The organism is Nonlabens sp. Asnod3-H03 (genome assembly GCF_045063665.1).
Lineage (GTDB): Bacteria > Bacteroidota > Bacteroidia > Flavobacteriales > Flavobacteriaceae > Nonlabens > Nonlabens ulvanivorans.
Genome location: NZ_JBEFOD010000006.1, coordinates 122,759 through 143,470, shown reverse-complemented (window position 1 = coordinate 143,470; position 20,712 = coordinate 122,759). Strand labels below are relative to the sequence as shown.

Annotated in this window: 23 protein-coding genes; 19 read left to right on the top strand and 4 right to left on the bottom strand. The window is 35.1% G+C overall.

What is annotated here, in order from left to right:
- The first annotated feature begins 6 nt into the window (after window positions 1-6).
- Window positions 7-807: a sulfite exporter TauE/SafE family protein gene (locus ACJJVI_RS00740; protein WP_405349744.1), complete on the top strand. Its 801-nt coding sequence runs from the start codon at window positions 7-9 to the stop codon at window positions 805-807.
- Window positions 808-866: 59 nt separating this feature from the next.
- A complete protein-coding gene (locus tag ACJJVI_RS00735; RefSeq protein WP_405349743.1) occupies window positions 867-2,273 on the top strand; it encodes a rhodanese-like domain-containing protein in 1,407 nt (468 codons plus the stop codon).
- A gap of 55 nt (window positions 2,274-2,328) precedes the next feature.
- Here the strand turns inward: ACJJVI_RS00735 and ACJJVI_RS00730 are convergent, their stop codons facing one another.
- A complete protein-coding gene (locus ACJJVI_RS00730) occupies window positions 2,329-2,916 on the bottom strand; it encodes a class I SAM-dependent methyltransferase (RefSeq protein WP_405349741.1) in 588 nt (195 codons plus the stop codon).
- 118 nt (window positions 2,917-3,034) lie between these two features.
- Here ACJJVI_RS00730 and ACJJVI_RS00725 point away from each other — a divergent pair, with 118 nt between their 5' ends.
- The 11 genes from ACJJVI_RS00725 to ACJJVI_RS00675 all read left to right on the top strand — a co-directional run bounded on the left by ACJJVI_RS00725 (window position 3,035) and on the right by ACJJVI_RS00675 (window position 10,629).
- The gene (locus ACJJVI_RS00725) at window positions 3,035-3,382 is read left to right on the top strand and encodes a rhodanese-like domain-containing protein (protein ID WP_042247792.1); all 348 of its coding nucleotides are present in this window, start codon (window positions 3,035-3,037) and stop codon (window positions 3,380-3,382) included.
- Between the two features lie 125 nt (window positions 3,383-3,507).
- Entirely contained in the window at window positions 3,508-3,774 is a 267-nt protein-coding gene (locus ACJJVI_RS00720; protein WP_042248051.1) for a heavy-metal-associated domain-containing protein, read from the top strand.
- Window positions 3,774-4,034 carry a DUF202 domain-containing protein gene (locus tag ACJJVI_RS00715; RefSeq protein WP_042247789.1) on the top strand — a complete coding sequence of 87 codons (261 nt, stop codon included), beginning with the start codon at window positions 3,774-3,776 and terminating at the stop codon, window positions 4,032-4,034. Before ACJJVI_RS00720 ends, ACJJVI_RS00715 begins: the two co-directional genes overlap by 1 nt.
- Entirely contained in the window at window positions 4,034-4,399 is a 366-nt protein-coding gene (locus ACJJVI_RS00710; protein WP_052403523.1) for a cupin domain-containing protein, read from the top strand. Before ACJJVI_RS00715 ends, ACJJVI_RS00710 begins: the two co-directional genes overlap by 1 nt.
- A gap of 6 nt (window positions 4,400-4,405) precedes the next feature.
- Complete coding sequence (locus ACJJVI_RS00705) at window positions 4,406-5,413, top strand: DUF3365 domain-containing protein (protein ID WP_405349738.1); 1,008 nt, start codon at window positions 4,406-4,408, stop codon at window positions 5,411-5,413.
- A 193-nt stretch (window positions 5,414-5,606) separates the two neighbouring features.
- The gene (locus ACJJVI_RS00700; protein WP_405349737.1) at window positions 5,607-6,869 is read left to right on the top strand and encodes an FAD-dependent oxidoreductase; all 1,263 of its coding nucleotides are present in this window, start codon (window positions 5,607-5,609) and stop codon (window positions 6,867-6,869) included.
- Between the two features lie 47 nt (window positions 6,870-6,916).
- Window positions 6,917-7,387 carry an isoprenylcysteine carboxylmethyltransferase family protein gene (locus ACJJVI_RS00695; protein WP_036580128.1) on the top strand — a complete coding sequence of 157 codons (471 nt, stop codon included), beginning with the start codon at window positions 6,917-6,919 and terminating at the stop codon, window positions 7,385-7,387.
- 90 nt (window positions 7,388-7,477) lie between these two features.
- Window positions 7,478-8,143, top strand: coding sequence for a peroxiredoxin (locus ACJJVI_RS00690; protein ID WP_405349734.1), 666 nt, complete (start codon window positions 7,478-7,480; stop codon window positions 8,141-8,143).
- 63 nt (window positions 8,144-8,206) lie between these two features.
- Entirely contained in the window at window positions 8,207-9,535 is a 1,329-nt protein-coding gene (locus tag ACJJVI_RS00685) for an MBL fold metallo-hydrolase (protein ID WP_405349732.1), read from the top strand.
- A gap of 6 nt (window positions 9,536-9,541) precedes the next feature.
- Entirely contained in the window at window positions 9,542-10,015 is a 474-nt protein-coding gene (locus ACJJVI_RS00680; RefSeq protein WP_036580121.1) for a Dps family protein, read from the top strand.
- Between the two features lie 8 nt (window positions 10,016-10,023).
- Window positions 10,024-10,629, top strand: a complete 606-nt coding sequence (locus ACJJVI_RS00675) for a bifunctional 2-polyprenyl-6-hydroxyphenol methylase/3-demethylubiquinol 3-O-methyltransferase UbiG (protein ID WP_042270728.1) — start codon at window positions 10,024-10,026, stop codon at window positions 10,627-10,629.
- A 46-nt stretch (window positions 10,630-10,675) separates the two neighbouring features.
- Here ACJJVI_RS00675 and ACJJVI_RS00670 read toward each other — a convergent pair whose 3' ends face one another.
- The 3 genes from ACJJVI_RS00670 to ACJJVI_RS00660 all read right to left on the bottom strand — a co-directional run bounded on the left by ACJJVI_RS00670 (window position 10,676) and on the right by ACJJVI_RS00660 (window position 13,790).
- Window positions 10,676-11,143: a tyrosine-protein phosphatase gene (locus tag ACJJVI_RS00670; RefSeq protein WP_053234102.1), complete on the bottom strand. Its 468-nt coding sequence runs from the start codon at window positions 11,141-11,143 to the stop codon at window positions 10,676-10,678.
- A gap of 86 nt (window positions 11,144-11,229) precedes the next feature.
- Complete coding sequence (locus tag ACJJVI_RS00665; protein ID WP_405349729.1) at window positions 11,230-13,332, bottom strand: TonB-dependent receptor domain-containing protein; 2,103 nt, start codon at window positions 13,330-13,332, stop codon at window positions 11,230-11,232.
- A gap of 89 nt (window positions 13,333-13,421) precedes the next feature.
- Window positions 13,422-13,790: a hypothetical protein gene (locus ACJJVI_RS00660; protein ID WP_405349727.1), complete on the bottom strand. Its 369-nt coding sequence runs from the start codon at window positions 13,788-13,790 to the stop codon at window positions 13,422-13,424.
- Between the two features lie 177 nt (window positions 13,791-13,967).
- On the opposite strand from ACJJVI_RS00660, the gene ACJJVI_RS00655 reads away from it, so the two are divergent.
- The 6 genes from ACJJVI_RS00655 to ACJJVI_RS00630 all read left to right on the top strand — a co-directional run bounded on the left by ACJJVI_RS00655 (window position 13,968) and on the right by ACJJVI_RS00630 (window position 20,699).
- Window positions 13,968-15,323: a cytochrome ubiquinol oxidase subunit I gene (locus ACJJVI_RS00655; RefSeq protein WP_405349725.1), complete on the top strand. Its 1,356-nt coding sequence runs from the start codon at window positions 13,968-13,970 to the stop codon at window positions 15,321-15,323.
- A gap of 10 nt (window positions 15,324-15,333) precedes the next feature.
- Window positions 15,334-16,371, top strand: a complete 1,038-nt coding sequence (gene cydB, locus ACJJVI_RS00650; RefSeq protein WP_405349723.1) for a cytochrome d ubiquinol oxidase subunit II — start codon at window positions 15,334-15,336, stop codon at window positions 16,369-16,371.
- A 155-nt stretch (window positions 16,372-16,526) separates the two neighbouring features.
- Window positions 16,527-17,984, top strand: a complete 1,458-nt coding sequence (locus ACJJVI_RS00645) for an NAD(P)/FAD-dependent oxidoreductase (RefSeq protein WP_405349721.1) — start codon at window positions 16,527-16,529, stop codon at window positions 17,982-17,984.
- Between the two features lie 12 nt (window positions 17,985-17,996).
- Window positions 17,997-18,134: a hypothetical protein gene (locus ACJJVI_RS00640; RefSeq protein ID WP_170061696.1), complete on the top strand. Its 138-nt coding sequence runs from the start codon at window positions 17,997-17,999 to the stop codon at window positions 18,132-18,134.
- A 126-nt stretch (window positions 18,135-18,260) separates the two neighbouring features.
- A complete protein-coding gene (locus ACJJVI_RS00635) occupies window positions 18,261-19,571 on the top strand; it encodes a TolC family protein (RefSeq protein ID WP_042270717.1) in 1,311 nt (436 codons plus the stop codon).
- 51 nt (window positions 19,572-19,622) lie between these two features.
- Complete coding sequence (locus tag ACJJVI_RS00630) at window positions 19,623-20,699, top strand: efflux RND transporter periplasmic adaptor subunit (protein ID WP_042270715.1); 1,077 nt, start codon at window positions 19,623-19,625, stop codon at window positions 20,697-20,699.
- Window positions 20,700-20,712 lie beyond the last annotated feature (13 nt).

The following is a 20,712-nucleotide window of genomic DNA, read 5'->3' as shown; positions in this document are numbered from 1 at the left end:
TATAGAATGGAAATAATAGAAATATTAGGATTTATAGGAGCGCTTTTAATAGGTCTTGTGCTAGGGCTTATAGGTGGTGGTGGTTCCATTCTTACAGTTCCCATTCTGGTATATGCCCTTACATTAAATCCTGTTCTAGCCACTGCATATTCTCTTTTTGTAGTAGGTGCAACATCATTAGTAGGTGCTATCAAAAATATGATGAAAGGTATGGTAGACTTCAAGACGGCTATCATTTTTGCTATTCCAGCATTCATAGCGGTATACCTAACTAGAGCTTATTTAATACCTGCGATACCAGATGAATTATTTACTGTAAGCGGAATTGTTATAACTAAAAATCTGGCAATCATGTTATTTTTTGCTGTTATAATGCTGTTAGCATCAATTTCTATGATACGTAATAATCGTAAAGAAAGTGATGAAGATAGCGTCATAACCTACAACTATCCACTTATTATTGTAGAAGGTTTAGTAGTCGGTACCATTACCGGAATAGTAGGCGCTGGTGGCGGATTTTTAATCATTCCTGCTTTAGTGCTACTCGCAAAACTACCTATGAAAAAAGCAGTAGCCACTTCCCTATTTATTATTGCTATAAAATCTTTGATAGGCTTTTTAGGTGATGTAAAAAACCTAGAGATAGATTGGTCCTTTTTATTACCCTTTACCGCACTTTCCATTATTGGAATATTCTTAGGCATCTGGCTCAATAAATTTATAGACGGTAAAAAACTAAAAAAAGCATTTGGTTGGTTTGTCCTAGTTATGGGTATATATATCATTTACAAAGAGCTCGTTATGTGACTTATGTTACCATTTTAAATGATCAGAACTTTTAATTTTAAATCAGAAATAAAATCATTATGAAAGTAGAACAAATTTATACGGGATGCATAGCTCACGCTGCATATTACATAGAAAGCAATGGTGAAGCTGCGGTATTTGATCCTCTAAGAGAGGTGAATCCATATATTGAAAGAGCAGAAAAAGATAATGCACAGATTAAATATGTTTTTGAAACTCATTTTCATGCCGATTTTGTGAGCGGTCACCTAGACCTACGTGAACGGACTGGAGCTCAAATTGTTTTTGGACCTACGGCACAACCTGGCTATAACGCTTTGATTGCAAAAGACGAACAGGTTTTTGAGTTAGGTGATTATAAAATAAAAGTAATCCATACTCCTGGTCACACTATGGAAAGTACGACCTATTTATTAATTGATCAAGATGGTAAAGAACACGGTATTATCACAGGAGACACTTTATTTATCGGAGATGTAGGACGTCCAGATCTAGCTCAGCATGTTGTAGAAGATCTTACAGAAGACAAACTAGCTGGTTACTTGTACGATTCGCTGCGTAACAAAATTTTACCGTTAAGTGATGATTTAATTGTTTACCCTAATCATGGCGCTGGATCAGCATGTGGTAAAATGATGAGTAAGGAAACTACAGATACTTTAGGGAACCAGAAGAAAACCAATTATGCATTGCAGGAAATGAGCAAAGAAGAGTTTAAAAAAGCACTTCTTACTGGTCTCACACCACCACCAGGTTATTTCCCTCAAAATGTAATGATGAATATTAAAGGTTATGAAAGTTTAGACACCGTTATGGATAGGGCTACAAAAGCTCTTTCTCCAGCAGCGTTTGAAGCTGCAGCAAATGAAACTGGAGCAATCATCCTAGATGTAAGATCTCAAGAAGAATTTGCAAACGGTCATATCCCTAGATCCATATTTGTAGGTTTAGATGGTAATTTTGCACAATGGGTAGGATCGCTAATTGCAGATGTCAAACAACCATTACTACTTATTACAACAAAAGGTCGAGAAAAAGAAACACTAACAAGACTTTCCCGAGTAGGCTTTGACCAAACAATTGGCTATTTAAAAGGCGGATTTGAAGCATGGAAGCAAGCCGCTATGGAATATGATAAAGTTACCTCAATAACGGTAAAACAATTTGAAGAAGAGCAAAATGAGCGTCATCTACCTGTTTTTGATGTACGTAAAGAAAGTGAGTTTTTATCAGAGCACGTCGTAGACGCTCACAACACTCCACTAGATTACATTAATGATCACCTAGCATCATTTCCAGGAAATACTTTTTTCATTCACTGCGCTGGTGGTTATAGAAGCATGATTGCAGCATCGATATTAAAAAGTCGAGGTATACATAATTTAATAAATGTAGAAGGAGGATTTAACGCTATTAAAGAAACTGATATCGCGGTTACTAATTATGTCTGTCCATCGACACTTTAGTAAGATATCAAATTATGGTTAGTTGGTTGAAAGCGGCAAGAAATTGTCGCTTTTTTTATTTGGATAGAACTAAAGTTGTCATGGCTCGTTCATCTTGCACATTAGTCGTTTTTACCGGTTCTAATAATTCTAATTGAAATTCTGAAAGCAATAAAGCAATACGTTCTCTGGTTAAATAATAAGTACCTTTTTGTCCATTATCTTTAAATTGTACTACTGGAGCATTACCGTCTAGCCCGATGTTTGAGGCCATTCTAATTAATAGAGTGCCATCAGGTTTTAATACTCTTATCAACTCTTGAAACATGACTGTAAACTGCTTTTCACTTTTTGCAAAATGCAATACAGCACAACATATAACGTGGTCAAAACTACTATCCTTATACGGTAGTTCATCCAGATTTGAATTTATAAAATTAGCTTTACTTTTTGGGTATTTCGCTTTCGCGAAAGCGAGAAAATCAGAGTCTACATCATTACCATAGATCGCAAAATCATTGTCATAGAACCATTTTAAATTTCTTCCTTTACCACAACCTGCATCTAAAATAGATTGTTGTGGTTGATAACGATTCTTTAAAATCTGGTCAATAATATAAATATCAATACCACCTAGCAGGTCATTTGTTTGCTCAAAATTCATAAGTATAAATTTAATAATCTAACATTTGTAATTATAATGAATTAGTGTAACAAAGGTCACTTTTAAATAGCTTAAGGCGTGGTATTTTTATTTTGAAAAATTATATAAAAATATTATCATGTCATTTTTAAGCAGCCTTTTTGGCACAAAATCATCGTCTGATCAAATAAAGAAATTATCTCCTGCAGATTTTAAGCAGGCTATTAAAAGTATTAACAAGACAAAACAATTAGTAGATGTAAGAACACCTAGCGAATTTAAGAGTGGTCACATTAAAGGCGCCGTTAATATTGACTTTTTTAACACGTCTAAATTTATGGATGCGTTACAAAAATATGATAAAGAAAAGGCAATCTATTTATACTGTCGTTCTGGTAATCGCAGTGGCAATGCCGCTAGAAAACTTGAAAATATAGGTTTTAAAGAAATTTATGATTTACAAGGTGGTTTTATGAACTGGAGATAAATAATACTACTTACAGATATGAATAGCATTATTAATTATCGCATCTTAAATAGTCGTATTCTGTAACATAGGTTACCTACTATAATCTTATAAAATCTTAACTTACTTGTTTAAATAAAAGCATTATGAAAACTTCAATTATAGTACAAAATTTAAAATGTGGCGGTTGCGCAAATACGATTACTTCTAAGATTACAGCGCTAGACAACATAACTGATGTCATCGTTGACACAGAAACCTCAACAGTATCATTCAATGCAGCATCAGCTAATGATGCTCTTTTTGCAAAGGAAAAATTAAAATCAATCGGCTATCCATCAATAGAAGAAAATAATAACACTTTTACTAAAGCAAAGTCGATTATGAGTTGCGCAACAGGTAAAATCAGGTAATGGAAAAACTCAAATTATCGCTCACCGATAGACTTGCTATAGAAAGAACTAGGCTAGCAAACGAGCGTACGTTTTTGGCCTATTTTAGATCTGCCGTTGTTTTTTCCAGTTCAGGTCTTGCCATTATAAAACTGCAAATACTGGAAGAAATTGAGTGGATAGGATATGCACTAGTGATAATAGGTCCTGTTTTATTTCTAGTTGGGTTGTTTAGATTTCTTTACGTAAAACGCAGTATTAATAAAAACACCGTTATCTAATGAAAACTACCACAGTATTTTTTCTCTTAGCACTATCAATCATTAGTTGTAAAAAGAAAACTATTGATAACGATACAAACGTAAATAATCTAGCTGCAATGGTTAATTATGGTGATACAATCACAAATGAAGTTGTATTTGAAAGTCATTATAAAATGATTGTTTTTGCATTGAAAAAAGGGCAAAACCTCAAACCACACAGCGCTCCAATGGATGCACCATTACTTATGCTAGAAGGTAGCGCAACCATCATTATAGGTAGTGAAAAAACCAGGCTCAGTGCAGGAGATATTATAACATTGCCTAAAGAAATCGATCACGGTGTTAACTCACTTACAGATTGTAAATTTTTATTACTTAAATAAAATTAAATGAAATTAACACTTTCCTATATTTCTATTTTTCTACTAGTTGCAACACTCACGAGCTGCAATAATTCAAAAAAGTCAGATTACGCCACTCAAAATGATATTGAGAAACAAACGATTTACACAGCGAGTAATCATCCCGGTAAAAAACTCCTAGAAAATCAATGTTACCTATGCCATAATCCTAATGCAAATATTGAAGGACGTATCGCTCCACCAATGGTCGCTGTTAAGTCGCATTACCTGAATGATGATATTTCACAAAAAGAATTTGCAGACGCTATTTGGAATTTTGTAGAAAAGCCGACAGAAAAAAAATCTAAAATGAGAGGTGCCGTAAGACGATTTAACCTGATGCCTTATCAAGTATTTAAGGAAGAAGACATAAGACTTATCGCTGATTACATGTATGAATTTAAAATCGATGAACCAGAGTGGTTCAAAAAACATATAGAAGAAGAAAGTAAAGGCAAGGTAAAATACCGCAATGATGGTGCAAAATTAAACGACACTTTAATCAGTAATTATCATACACCTGAAGAGAAAGGTCTACAATATGCCTTAAGCACAAAAAAAGAATTGGGTAAAAATTTAATGGGAACCATTCAAAAAGAAGGAACTAAAGAGGCTGTGACATTTTGTAATGTAAAAGCCTATCCTATTACAGATAGCATGGCAATAGCTCAAAACGCAAGAATCAAGAGAGTTAGTGATCGTCCTCGCAATATTAATAATCAAGCCAATAAAAAAGAGTTAGCAATTATTGAAGAATTCAAAAAGTCAATAGCTAGTAATAAAGATTACAAACCGATAACAGAATTAATTGACGGCGTGAATCATTTTTATTATCCTATTACCACAAACTCCATGTGTTTGCAATGTCATGGTGAACCTAATAAAGATATCAATGCAGATGTTTATGCTACCATATCACAATTATACCCAACCGACAAGGCAGTTGGTTACGATGTCAATCAGGTTAGAGGTATATGGAGTATTACATTCAAATAATTAATTACCGCTTTAAAAAACCTTTCCCTTTTTATTTAAAAAAAGAGCAGATCAATAAATCTGCTCTTTTCTATTTAGATACAATTCGACCAGCTATTAAGCGGTCATTGATACTAAAACAATCTTAAGTAACAATAGTTACAAAACTGACATTTTGTAAATCCTACATTTAAAGACACCAATAACTAACAATATGTCAACACATTATCAAGTACTCATTATAGGCGGTGGAACCGCAGGTATCATGACCGCTACGCAACTCTTGAAAAAAGATAAGTCCATCAGTATTGCAATTATAGAACCTGCTGACAAGCATTATTACCAACCTGCGTGGACACTTGTAGGTGCTGGAGCATATGACTTCAAAAAGACAGGACGTCCTATGTCCAGTCTTATACCATCTGGTGTAAACTGGATTAAGGATTATGCAACTGCTTTTAATACAGATCATCATACGGTAGAAACTAAAACATCTGGTAATATCAAATATGACTATTTAGTTGTAGCTCCAGGATTAGTAATGGCACCAGAGATGATTGAAGGGCTTCCTGAAGCTTTAGAAAAAGGTGTCGCCTGTAGTAACTATACAGATCCTGAACATACATGGAATTGTATTAAAAATTTTAAAGGCGGTAATGCCCTATTTACTCAACCTGTAACACCTATAAAATGTGGTGGTGCTCCTCAGAAAATAGCATATCTAGCAGCTGATTATTTTAAAAAAAACAATCTATCTAGTAAGTCTAATGTCATTTTTGCAACTCCAGGCAGCGTCATTTTTGGTGTTAAACCTATACGCGAGACTTTAATGAAAGTGATCGGTAGGTATGGAATGCATTTTAAACCATATTATGCTCCTATCAAAATTGATGCAGATAATAAAATTGCTTACTTCAAACATACCGCACCAGAAGAAAACATGTGTGTAATTAATGAGGATAATGAATTAGGTGAAACCGCTACCGGTGATGAGATCATAAAGATTCCATTTGAATTGCTCCATATTGCACCACCACAAACTGCACCTAAATTCATACGTGAATCCAGCTTGGTTAACGATGCAGGATGGCTAGATGTAAATCATCATTCACTACAGCATAATTCTCATGCAAATATTTTTGGTTTAGGTGATGTAGCTGCTTTGCCTACTGCAAAAACTGGTGCTGCTATTAGAAAACAAGTTCCTGTAGTTGTGGATAATATTATTAAGTTAATGACGACACAAAAGAAAGGTGATTTAAGTTATAATGGTTATTCCTCTTGCCCACTAGTTACAGGATATGGTAAAATGACGCTGGCAGAGTTTGATTATGAAGGAAACTTTACACCAGATCCTAAGTTAAAACGTATGCTTGTCTTTAATAGTGCCAAAGAACACTGGAGATTATGGATGCTTAAGAAATTTGGCCTGCCATACCTATACTGGAATAAAATGATGAAAGGTCAAGACGTTTAATTAGAACAAAAGAGGTTACGATAAGTGACCTCTTTTTAATTTATATTATGAAAAACCTTAGCTATAAAGATTACTTGCTTGTAGTTCTTCAAGGTGTTTTGTTTGTTATGTATATAATAGACCTAGAGATACTACACATAAAACTATTAAGTATTATAACCATCATAGGTTTACTCATTGCCATTGCAGGGATTTTAATTTTCCTATTGGCCATTTTACAGTTAAGCAAGAATCTTTCACCTTTCCCTACTCCTAGAAGTGACTCTTCACTTATTAAAAATGGATTATATAGATACGTTAGACATCCTATTTACACAGGTATCTTAATGACGTTTTATGGATACGCTTTTTATTCTGACTCGATATATAAGATATTGATAGCTTCACTTCTATTGATTTTATTTTATGTAAAATCAAGATATGAGGAAAGTAAACTGAAACAAAAATTCCCGAGTTATTCAACATACGCACTAATAACTGGTAGATTTCTACCAAAGTTATTAGTTAAAAATAGTTAAATAACTCGTTGTGTAACATGGGTTACCGTACCAACTCTAATGATAGCTTAAATTTATCATACGAAACAAAAACAATAAATTAATACTATTATGGAAAATTTAAATGTAGTACCAGAACAAATAATTTCTATGCCTAGAATAGGCGATACAGCACCAGATTTTGAAGCGGTTACAACCAAAGGAAACATCAAAATGTCTGATTTTGCAAAAGACAAATGGATTGTTATGTTTTCTCATCCAGCAGATTTCACTCCAGTTTGTACGACTGAAATGAGCGGATTTGCTCAAAGAAAAGCAGAGTTTGATGCGCTTAATACAGAATTACTAGGGTTAAGTATCGATAGCATTCACGCACACTTAGGTTGGGTTCAAAATGTAAGAGAAAACACAGGTGTTTACTTTGACTTCCCGATCATAGCAGACATAGATATGAAGGTGTCAAAACTTTATGGAATGCTACAACCCAATGAAAGTGAAACGGCTGCAGTTAGAGCAGTATTCTTCATTGATCCTTCAAAAAAAATAAGACTTATCATGTATTATCCACTTAACGTTGGTCGTAACATGGATGAAATTTTAAGAGCCCTAGATGCGTTACAAATGTCAGATAAGCATAAATTGGCAATGCCATTAGACTGGAAAAGAGGTGATCAAGCGATCTGTCCACCACCTAAGTCATTAGATGCATTAAATGAAAGACTAGCAGATGATTCTGTTGAAAAAATCACTTGGTATCTTGCAAAAAAAGATATTTAAATCAAATAAATAAGGGCTTTATTTATCTTTAATAAAGCCCTTAAATAAATTAAAAATACAGCTATGAACATTAAACAATTTGAATACAAACCGTTAGCACATTACTCCTATGCGATAGTTAGTAATGGCGAGATGGCGATTGTTGATCCAGAACGTGATCCTAGTCAGTATTACGCTTTCGCGAAAGCGAACAACGCTACCATCAAAGCAGTCATAGAAACACATCCACATGCAGATTTTGTAAGCTCACATCTCGAACTATATAAAGAAACAGGTGCTACCATTTATAACAGTGAAAAATTAGGTGCAGACTATCCGCATCAATCATTTGACGATGGTGATCAAATTACCATAGGTCATATTACCCTTAAAGCAATCAACTCGCCAGGACACTCACCAGACAGTATTACAATCGTTGCCACAAATGGTGATGATACAGCTTTGTTTACAGGTGACACTTTATTTATAGGCGATGTAGGTCGTCCAGATTTGCGTGAAAAAGCCGGTAATATGCAAGCAAAACGTGAAGAGCTTGCGGGAATGATGTATGATACCGTAACTACTAAGTTTACTGATTTACCAGATGATGCTGTAGTTTATCCAGCACACGGTGCAGGATCGCTATGTGGTAAGAATTTAAGCGATGCAGCTAGTAGTACCTTAGGAGATGAGCGACGTAATAATTGGGCTTTTAAAACGCAGTCTAAAGAAGAATTTATGTCAACCATACTGGATGGTCAACCTTTTATACCATCTTATTTTGGGTATGATGTTGATATTAATAAATCAGGTGCAGACAGTTTAGAACCTTCCATAACTGAAATACCGTTTGAAGAAAATGGTAGCGCCACAGGACTTATAGTAGATATGCGAGATGAAGCAGCTTTTAAAAAAGGGCATCTCAAAGGTAGCTTTAATATTCAGGCTGTTTCTGAAAATGCTAAATTTGAAACTTGGCTAGGTTCCATCGTTACTCCAGAAGATACCTTTACTCTTGTGATCGACACTGAAGAGAACAAGGACACTATGTTGCATCGAGTGGCAAAAATCGGATATGAAAAATTACTTACTAAAGTAATCACACTTGCTCAAGAAAATCTAGAACAAACACCTTCACTAGATCTAGCCGATTTCAAGGAGAATCCAGATAATTACACTATAGTAGATATACGTAATACCAGCGAGGTGGAAGAAGAAAAGTTTTTTGAAAATGCCTTATCTCATCCATTAAATGAATTGAGAGATACAGCAAGCGAGATCCCTACCGATAAACCTATCGTAGTACATTGCGCAGGTGGTTATCGCAGCGCTGCAGGAAGTAGCATTTTACAGAAAAAACTAGCAAGTGCCACCGTGTATGATTTAAGTGATGAAATAGAACAATTTAAATAATAGATTATGAAAAACATGAACAACATAGGATTAGACATTAAAGCATCCCAAAACACAGCAGTTGAGCTTAATGATCTTCTTGCAAACTATCAATTATTCTACATGAACCTAAGAGGTTTTCACTGGAATATAAAAGGGAAAAAATTCTTTGAACTACATCTTAAATTTGAAGAACTTTATAACGATGCCTTAATCAAGGTTGATGAAATTGCAGAGCGTGTTTTAACCTTAAGCGCTACACCTTTGCATACTTTTAATGCATACCTAGATGCGTCAGAGATAAAATCTGCAGAAAACGTGACAGATGGTGAAGTAGCTATCAATGGTATCTTAGAATCGTTAAAGATTCTTTTAAGCAAAGAGAGAGCTATATTATCTATTGCCGGCGATGCAAACGATGAAGGAACGGTCGCTCTGATGAGTGATTATATCGTGCAACAAGAGAAACTTGTATGGATGCTGTCTGCTTACCAAGACTAATATAATTTATGAAACAATACCCAGCAGACTTTTGGAATGAACGCTATGCCGAAAAAGAATATGTCTATGGCACAGAACCCAATGTGTTTTTCAAAGAACAACTAGACCAGTTAGTGGCAGGAAACGTACTTCTTCCTGCCGAAGGTGAAGGCCGTAATTCGGTGTATGCGGCTTTGCAAGGTTGGGATGTTGTTGCTTTTGACATAAGTACAAGTGGTAAGGTAAAAGCGATGCAGTTGTCAGCAGCGCAAAAGGTTGTAGTAGATTATCAAGTTACTAGCGTGCTTGACTTTAAAACTGATATCAAATTTGATACAATAGGATTGTGTTATACCCATTTTCCTGTAGAAATAAGAAAAGATGCATTTCAACATCTCTTAAAATTTTTAAAGCCTAATGGGACAGTTATTTTTGAAGCTTTCGCGAAAGCGCAATTAGGAAAACCTTCAGGTGGCCCAAAAAACTTTGGGATGTTGTTTTCTATTGAAGAAATCAAAGACGAATTTCCAGAATTAGAGTTTAAGTTATTAGAAGAAAAAACTATCGAATTGTCAGAAGGAAATTATCATAAAGGTAAAGCCGAAGTCATAAGGTTTATCGGTATTAAAAAATAAAAAAAGCCCTTCTTATCTGAAGGGCTTTTTTACGTTCTGACTTAACTCATTCTAATCCTAATTCTTGTTTTATAGCAATAGTGTCTAAATTCTCTAAGAGACCTATCAAGTGTGGATACCATTTTTCATGATAGCCGTATTCTTTCTGTCTAAACTCTGCAATAGCTTTTTCTTTAGACCAATTCTCAAACACCATACGATAAGCTGCTACTACTACACCTGTTCTATCTGAGCCATGCCAGCAATGAATCAATAATGGTTTAGGAGCTTCAATAATAGCTTTTAAAGCCGTAATGATATCTGATTCCTTAATCTTTTTAGTCTGTAATGGTAAGTGTATTAATTTTAAATCAGTACCTCTAGCTTTGGTAGAGTCATTTCTCAAGCGTCGAAAACTAATGATCGTTTCAATTCCTGCAAGTTCAAGTTCTTTAAAACCCTTTTTATTAGGTTGTTCAGATCGGAATACAGAGTCATTAATCTTATATAGGTTTTTAAAAGACTTAGAATTCAAAATTAAACTATCCGAAATTTGCGCATGAGCTGACGAAAAAAGTATTAAACACGCCAATGATATTATCAAGTTTATATTCATCTTATTTAAAATTGATAATTCGCAAACACAGAGAAGTTTCTTCCTGGATCATTGATAGGCACACGACCGAAATCGGCTTGATTTGTAAATGAAAAGTTTAAATGATTATTATAAGTTGCATCAAAAATATTCAACACAGCAACACCTAGTTGTACATTTTTATAAGGTTTTACTCCTAATCTTAAATCCAAGGTTTCATATCCCGCCGTTTCTATTTCTCTAAAACTAGTGGAGATTTCATCTTGTTTTGACGTGATGGTATAATCAAGATTTGCCCAGAATTTTTCTTTTTCAAAACCTAATCCTAGTCTTGTAATAAAAGGTGGTGTTAAAGGTAAAGACTCATCGAGGTCATTATTTCTTGTATACACATAAGAAAACGCTGTGTTGAAATTAAAATAGTTAGCAAATTCTACACTTGCTTCAGCCTCAAAACCTGTTTTGTAGGCATCATCTATATTGATAAATCGCTTGACCTCTTGAGGTTGTGCCGTAGGGTTAAATTTTCTATCTAGCGTAGGGTCCACCACAGGAACGATGTAGTTTTCATAAATAGAATAATATCCAGAAATACTGTATCTCAAGGCATCGATTCCTTTTTCAAAAGTTCTTTTCCCTTTAAAACCTATCTCAAACTGATTATTCACCTCAGCATCCAGATTAGGATTTCCTACGTATTCAAAAGGATCTTGACCTACTGAAAAATGATTGATATAACGCTCTATCATATTTGCAGATCGCACACCACGACCATAAGCAACTTCCAGCGTGTTGTTTCCTGAAAGTTTGTGCTTTACAGAAACGGTACCCGACACATTGTGCTCTTCTCGTTGTCCTAGGTCTGTGTATAAAGCTTGAAAATCTGCCTCTGGATCTTGTATGTCTGATACTACAAGGTCATAACGGACACCAGCCGTTAGCATGGTTTTATTAGAAAACGCATATTTATTTTCAGCAAAAAGGCCGTAGTCATTCACATAAGAATCTTGCCAAACCTTATCTTGAAACACCATAGGTTCTGGTAAAAGATCGCCCATCATATTGCGTTTTACCGTACGTGTTCTACCGCCATCTCTGGCAATAAGTAAGGCATCAAGACCACCATATAAAATCCACTTCTCTGTAGGTTTCATCTTAAACTCTATCTTTCCACCAGCAGTTGTCGCATCTATGGTAGAGATGGCTTCAGTCATCATAAAAGATGGTCTTCTATTGTTAGACATGATATGATCTACATAGGAATAATAAGCTTTGGCATTAATCTCTTCAATAAAATCATTCACCTTAGAAATTTTATAGTCTATGGACAGTATCGAGCTATTATCCTCATCGGTATCCATAGGTAATCCAGCATGCAATACATCTCTTCCATGAGACTGTCTCCAGTGTGCCTGAATTCTTTGATTATCTTTAATATTATAACCTAATCGCAAGCCATAATCCAGACTTTTGAAAGAACTAGGAATTTCAGTTCCATCACCATCTTCATAGTTTCCAAAGTCACGATAACCGGCATTTGCCGTGATATCATATCTATCTGTGATTTGGTGTAGTTTCAAGGAAGAGACTAGCGCATTTCCATTAGTCTCATAACCACTGCTTACACTACCCTGAAAACCGTTACCTAGATGTATAGGCTTTTCTGTAACTAAGTTAATAATCCCGCCAAAGGTCGCTCCATATCTAACAGTATAAGGTCCTTTGATGACTTCTATACGTTCAATATCTTCTGGAACAACATGTGTAGTAATCGGATCCATACGATTAGGGCAAGCGTGCATCGCTTTAGTTCCACCATCAAATTGAATGTTCAACTGTTCATATTGTGAGGCTCTAAAAGATGGATCGATAGCATAGTTTCCACGCTTAATGAGTGAAAATCCATTAAAATCTCTGAACAGATCTGCAACATTTTTAGGCTGTACTACTTTTTTAACTAAATCTGTTCTTACCGTTGTGAGTACTGGATCTGTAGCTCCTTGACCAGTGACGATAACAGTATTTAAAGCTACCGGTTTAGTAACTGTAGTGTCTTGCACTTTTTCTGTTGTCTCTTGTGCAAATAAAGACATAGGTATTAATGCGCATATTAGCGCTAATTGTTTCATTTTCATAATAGTATTTTCATAAAATCGCACCATAAAGGTGTTGAACGACTATTTTAAAATAGCGTTCGATAAGTTAATCTCGAAGTGTATTATGAAAATCGTGGCGGATGAAATATACCGTCAATATTAGAATCTGTTATAGTGTATTGATAAAAGAAAAAGCAATTGTGTTCCTGATCAACTGTAGTTAAAATTGCAAAACTTATTTCTTCTAGATAGTAGATTTGCTCTTCCCAGTTAATTAAAGGTAATGAGGCGTCTTTATCACTAGAACCTTCGGCCATCATCTTACTTAAATAACATTTTCCATCACAGTTTAATGTAGGCTTATCTTTATTCTCACACAACCTTTCTACAAAGCTATCCAGATCTACTATGTACCAGCTATACATAATAGTAGTACGCAAGCTATTGCTTAAAAGTACAATCGATAATAAAGCGGCAACCCATAACTTCATATGACAAAATTATCAATAGGTCTTTTAAAGTTAGGTGACAAATGTCACATAAAGCAAAGGTTTTGTAAAGATGCTTTCGCGAAAGCGAGATTTTAAAAAATTAACGGTTTTAAGTGACTATTGTAACATAAGAAACTAACTCCAGGAACTATTTTTGTAAAACAAAATCATATAACAATGGATACAGAAATTCTAGCCCGTATACAGTTTGCTTTTACCATTGCCTTTCACTACATATATCCGCCTTTAAGTATAGGGATAGGATTAATTATGGCAATTATGGAAGGTTTATATCTCAAAACCGGTAATAAACAATATGAAGTTCTGACGCGTTTTTGGTTAAAAATATTTGCGATCACTTTTGGGATAGGTGTTGCGACTGGTATCATCATGGAATTTGAATTTGGTACTAATTGGTCAGTTTACTCTAGATATGTCGGAGATATTTTTGGAAGTGCACTTGCTGCCGAAGGTCTCTTTGCATTTGGTCTAGAGAGCACTTTTCTAGGAATTCTACTTTTTGGATGGAATCGAGTTTCTCCTAAAGTTCACTTTTTCTCAACTATAATGGTGTTCTTAGGTTCTATGTTCTCTGCGGTATGGATTGTTGTGGCAAATAGCTGGCAACAAACACCGGCCGGATACCATATCGTAGGTGAAGGATTTGATGCCAGAGCTGAAGTGACTGACTTCTGGGCTATGGTTTTTAACCCATCGAGTGTTGATAGAATCATTCACGTCTGGCAAGGTGCTTTTCTTGCTGGAACTTTTCTAGTTCTTAGTGTACACGCTTATTATTTATTAAAAGGGCGATATGTAGAAATATCAAAAAAAGCATTTAAAATTGCGCTAGCCGTTGCCACTATTTTTTCTTTAACACAATTGCTTTCTGGACACAGCTCTGCAGATGGCGTTGCCGTTAATCAACCGGCAAAACTAGCTGCGATGGAAGGTCATTATGAAAAATCTGCACCTGCAGATCTATACCTATTCGGTTGGGTAGATAATGACACGCAAGAAGTCACCGGTATCAAATTACCTGGCGGACTCTCATTCCTAGTACATCAAGATTTTGAAGAGCCTATCACAGGTTTAAATGCTTTTCCAGAAAATGAACGTCCTGGACAGGTAAATGCTGTTTTCCAGTTTTATCATATCATGATATCGATAGGCATGTTTTTAATAGGCTTAACATTATACGCATGCTATTTATGGTGGCGAGGTACTTTATTTGATAAAAAATGGCTGTTAAAGATATTTGCTTACTCAGTTCTTTTACCACAAATAGCAAATCAAGTAGGCTGGTTTGCGGCAGAGATGGGAAGACAACCATGGATAGTCTATGGTCATTTAAGAACTGATGAAGGATTCTCTCAAGAAGTATCATCTAATCAGATATTGTTCTCGTTAATTTTATTCTTAGTGGTTTACACAGTATTGTTTCTTTTATTTATTTATTCCGTAAATAAGAAGATAAAGCACGGCCCATATGACGAGGCAAAAAACCCAGATGAATTTTTGAAATACGTTTAAGACTAGCAATATGGAAACTTTTTTAGGTATAGATTACCCTACACTATGGTATTTAGTTGTTGGATTATTATTTTCAGGTTATGCAATTTTAGAAGGCTTTGATTATGGTGCTGGCGCTTGGCATTTATTTTTCAAAAAAGATTTGAGTAGACGTATCGCTATTAATGCCATAGGACCTTTATGGGATGCAAATCAAGTGTGGCTTATTATAGGTGGTGGCGCCTTATTTGCAGGGTTTCCTGTGATGTACGCTACCATGTTATCTGCTATGTACATTCCATTTATGCTGTTTTTATTATTGCTGGTTCTAAGATCATCTGCCATTAAATTTAGAAGTTCTGAAGAGATGAAATGGTGGCGCACCACTTGGGACATCATCTATTTTATATCTAATACATTAATCGCATTTTTATTAGGAGTCGTTTTAGGTAATGTTTTACAAGGTTTTGAAATAGGGGAAAACTATACTTATAAAGGAGGTATTTTCTTTGCTTTTCTAAGTCCTTATGCTATCATGGCTGGATTTACAACCTTATCATTATTTATGACCCAAGGTGCTATTTTCTTGCTTCTCAAAACAGAAGGCAGACTACACAGCAGATTAACTTTTTTACTTAAAAAAGGGATGATTTTCTTTATTACTAGTTTTGCAGTGACCTCGTTATACACACTGATATTCTTACCAGGTGTGACAGATCGATTTAAAGAACAACCATTATTTTTTGCACTTCCTATATTAGCATTTCTGGCAGTGGCAAATGTGCCTCGATTGGTCTCTAAGAAAAAATATTTTCAAGCATTGATCTTTTCATCTTTAACGATGGCCTTTTTATTAATGTTAGTAGCCTTTCAACTATATCCAGTATTATTACCATCAACGATAGATCCTGCTTTTAGCGTTACTATATACAACGCAGCATCTTCTCAAAAATCATTAGGAATCATGCTTACTATGGTAGTCGTAGGAGCTCCACTTCTTGCTGGATATCTTATCTTTTTATATAAAACATTTAATGGTAAAGTTCAATTAGACGATACCAGTTATTAGTCATAAAGTGTTATAATTACGCTTTCGCGAAAGCGAGATAAATCAACAAAAAACCACCCATTAAAGGTGGTTTTTTTGATTAATAATCAGTTGCGTAACACAGGTTACAGTATTCACATTACAAGGCGATTACCTTTGATACAAAGCCTTAAAAAATGTCAAAAATAGTCATACTAGGAGCAGGAATTTCTGGACACGTTGCGGCATCGCATTTACGTAGAAAACTGTCTAAAGAGCATGAAGTAGTCGTGGTCTCACCTAATAGTAATTATCAATGGATACCATCTAATATATGGGTAGGAATAGGAAGAATGAAATCTAAAGAAATCTTATTTCCGCTTGCACCATTATACCGCAAAAAAAACATCACTTTTTTACAAGCCAAAGCAGTCTCCTTTCATCCTGAAGGTGATATTAAAGAAGTTCAACCTTATGTATTATCTGAATATGTGGTAGGAGAAAAAAAAGGCACTCAAGAAAAAGTAACTTATGATTATTTAATAAATGCCACAGGTCCTAAACTTAACTTTGAAGCTACAGATGGATTAATTCCTGGGTCAAATAAAACTTATTCTGTTTGTACCTATGGTCATGCAGATCATGCGTGGCATGGATTAAATGAGCTGATTCAAGAAATGAAAAAGGGTAAAAAAGCAAAAATCCTGATAGGTACTGGACATGCTAAAGCCACTTGTCAAGGCGCTGCCTTTGAGTATATATTAAATGTAGAACAAGAATTGCGCAAGCATAAAGTGCGTGACATGGCAGAAGTTACCTGGATTTCAAACGAATATCAACTAGGTGATTTTGGTATGGATGGTATGTTACTATCCTATAACGGTATGACCATGAAGTCTAGTGAGATGGTAGAAATGATTTTTGAAGACCGTGATATTAAATGGATTCTAGGTGCTGGAGTTGATAAAATTGAAGATGGACTTGCGCATTATGAGAATCTAGATGGTGAACATAAAACCGAATCTTATGATTTTGCGATGCTTATCCCAGCCTTTTCAGGCCATGGTTTTAAGGCATTTGATAAAGATAATCAGGACATCACAAATAAACTTTTTAAAGGCTTTATGATTGTTGATGCAGACTATACATCAAAACCATATGAAGAATGGTCTGTGCAGGACTGGCCAGAGACTTATCAAAATCCTTCTTTTAAAAATATTTTTGCACCTGGTATTGCTTTTGCTCCACCACATGCCATCTCAAAACCGCGTAAAAGCAAAAACGGCACAGACATATCACCAGCACCACCACGTACTGGTATGCCATCTGGTATCACCGCAAAACTGGTAGCAGATAACATTATAGATTCCATAAAAAAAGGCAAAGAATCATTAGAGCATAAAGGTAGTTTAGGAAATATGGGTGCAGCCTGTATAGCATCTGCTGGATATGGTCTCACGCAAGGTAGTGGTGTAAGTATTACTACCTATCCTATTGTACCTGATTATCATAAATATCCTAAATCACAAGGTCGCCAACTAGGCAAGACCTTTGGAGAAATAGGACTTGCTGGTCACTGGCTCAAACTAGCATTACATTATGCATTTATTTACAAAGCAAAAATGAAACCTTTCTGGTGGTTAATTCCAGAATAAAAAATAGAACTCATGACAGAAAGAATATCAAAATCCCAAAGATTTAAGATGATGAATCCCATCATTCAGTTTTTTAAATTCATCTATCTCAGTATTAAAATTATGATTGTAGTAGCAGGTGGACATGGAGGAACACGTGAGGTAAAATAACGATCATCACAATTTATTGAAAGCCATTTATTAATAGGTGGCTTTTTAATTTAAATAAGGTTGAGTAACATAGGTTACTCTAGCAAGAAAAATAGCGAGTTAAATTTGCTTTACTAATCTCTTGTAATGAAGAAAATCTTATTATTTATAACCTTTAGCATTGCGATATTAACGCAAGCGACAGCACAGCAAACTACTCTAATTTCAAAAGAAGAAGTTGCTGAAAAAGTGGTTAAAAACAACAATTCTATAAAAATATCTGAGCAAGAATTTCTAGAAGCAAAAGCAGATTTTGATCAGACTAAAGCTGTTTTCTTGCCTAATATAACCGCAAGTCATACTGGTATTATCACCACTAATCCATTGATGGCTTTTGGTTCCAAATTAAATCAAGGAATCTTAACTTCAAACGACTTCAATCCAGATCTTCTTAATAATCCCGATCAGGTTCAAAACTTTGCAACCATTATAGAAGTGCAACAACCCTTAATCAATATTGATGGTTTGTACCAACGTAAAGCTGCAAGAGCCTCAATGGAAGCCGTTTTACTTAAAAAACAGCGTACAGAAGAATATCTATCCTTTGAAGTAGAAAACGCATACATGCAATTACAACTAGCTTACAAAGGGATTGCTGTATTAGAAAAAGTTCAAAAAGCAGCTCAAGAAAATTTAAAACTAGCCCAAAACAGATTAAAGCAAGGATACCTGCAACGTGCAGATGTTCTTAATGTAGAGGTAAGACTTACTGAAGTTCAAAACCAACTACAAACTGCGCGTAGTAACGTGCAAAATGCGTCAGATTATCTTTCTTATTTAATGGAGGACGATGGTTATACCATATACCAGCCTAGTGATAGCTTAACGATTAAAAACATCACTATAAAGGATAATAACTTTTCTGAAAACAGATCAGATATTAAAGCCATGCAACTTGCTACTACTGCTTATGAAGCAGCAAACAAGGCAGACAAGATGGCTTTTCTACCTAGACTTAATGCATTTGGATCCTATGAATTGTATGATGAAAATCTATTTCAAGCAAGTGCAAATGGATATGTGGTAGGTGCACAATTAAGCTGGGATCTTTTTAAAGGATCACAACGTATCGGTCAGGCTAAGAAAAGTAAAGCAACATTAGAGAAATCAAAATTACAATATGAGCAATATGTTTCTAAATCAAAATTAGAAATTAATAAAGCGCAGCGCATGGTTATAGACGCAGAGAACAAGTTGAAACTTGCGCAATTAGCTCTAGATCAGTCTAAAGAATCATTACGCATACGTACCAATAGATTTAAAGAAGGGCTTGAAAAAACATCGGACCTACTAAATGCCGAAACGCAATTTGCTCAAAAACAATTAGAATATTATCAAACGGTTTTTGAATTCAACTATGCACAGGCGTATATCAACTTTTTAACCAAGTCAGAATAACAAACCCATCTAATAAAAGAGCCTAAGCTTTTTATTTATAAAATATAAAGAATGAAAAAATCATATATCCTAATAACCGCAGTCTTTACCTTACTAATAATGAGTTGTGGTGAAAAAGAGTCTCAACCAGTGGTGGACAATTCTCCTGTAATTCCTGTAACGGTACAGGCAGTAATTGACAACAATAGCAGTCCTTTTCTTGCGGTAAGTGGTAAAGTGCAAGCCGCAAATAGCGCACAATTAAGTACACGCATGATGGGATTTGTAAATAATGTTCTAGTTAACGTAGGTGATCCAGTAAAAAAAGGTCAGTTGTTAGTGTCCATTAATAATGCAGATTTACAGGCAAAAAAAGGACAAGTAAACGCTAGTATTACCGAAGCTACTGCAGCATTTAATAACGCTCAAAAAGATTACAACAGATTCAAAAACCTGTTTGCAGATAATAGTGCGTCACAAAAAGAACTAGATGACATCACGGCAAATTTTAATATGGCCAAGGCTCGTCTAGAAGGTGCACAGCAAATGAAAAATGAAATTAATGCTCAGTTTGCATATTCTAATATAACCGCGCCTTTTAATGGTGTTATTACTAGCAAAAACATTACAAAAGGTGACATGGCAAATCCTGGACAGCCTTTACTTTCTATAGAAGCGCCTGGCGATTTTGAAGTAATGGCTATGGTACCTGAAACTGAGATCTCTCAAATTAAGAAAGAAACAGAAGTACAGGTAACGATATCTTCCATTCAACAAACATTAACTGGTAAGGTAAAAGAAGTAAGTACATCTGCACAACAAACTGGTGGTCAGTATCTAGTAAAAATAACGTTAGATAAAACAGATGTACCGGTTCTATCAGGCATGTTTGCCACTATTGCTTTCCCTATTGAAAGAAAAGCTGCAAATCAAAATGTTCTAATTCCGTCATCGGCACTTATTACAAAAGGTCAACTTACTGGTGTGTACACCATCAGCGAGAATAATACAGCCATGCTACGCTGGTTGCGATTAGGTAGAACTCTAGGTGATCAAGTAGAAATATTATCAGGACTTAATGCAGATGAAAAATACATTACCTCATCAAATGGTAAGCTATTTAACGGTGCAAAAGTGACTATACAATAATTCAATATTGCGT